Source organism: Bartonella sp. TT29SHDZB (genome assembly GCF_042193395.1).
Classification (GTDB): domain Bacteria; phylum Pseudomonadota; class Alphaproteobacteria; order Rhizobiales; family Rhizobiaceae; genus Bartonella.
Window position 1 is genome coordinate 1 of the sequence record NZ_JBHILQ010000163.1, and the last position, 563, is coordinate 563.

At 45.1% G+C, this 563-nt stretch carries 1 protein-coding gene; it reads right to left on the reverse strand.

What is annotated here, in order from left to right; genetic code table 11:
• Positions 1-563: glycine-rich domain-containing protein (locus tag ACFIJJ_RS10105; RefSeq protein WP_375646859.1), on the reverse strand; the 563-nt coding region annotated here is incomplete at both ends.

Sequence of the window (563 nt, forward strand, 5' to 3'; positions counted from 1 at the left end):
CCACCACCTCCGCCACCGCCTGCGGTAAGAAGTCCCTGAATTATTGTTTGACCACCTATGCCTCCCCTCTCGTTATTACCGCCTTTCCCACCACGTCCAATTTGAGCATTTTTTGAGTTTCCCAGCTGGTATCCTTTGATTTTAATACGTACGCAACCGCCGCCACCTCCACCACCGCCTTTTATATTACTGCCGCCTCCACCGCCACCCCACGCCCATATTTCAATATCGGTGTAGCTATTAACACTATCAGGAAATGGAATGGTACCACTTTCTGTCATGAGGATTTCAAGGGGATTAAGCGCGGTAACTTCTTTCAGTTTTGCAATCTCATTGCGTATTTTTTGAAGAACAGTGGTAGCCTCATCTTTTGTGTAAAGTGCCTTACCATCAACAGTTGCTGGACCTTTAAGCATGCTTCCACTTGCACTTAGACTTGTCACAACTTTATTATTGTGGGTGAGATTAAACGACGAATTACCCAACAGTTCTAAGCCACCACTCATAGTGACTTTGCTGGTAAATTTATTATAATTCTGCCATTCATTTGGGCTGGCTAAGCG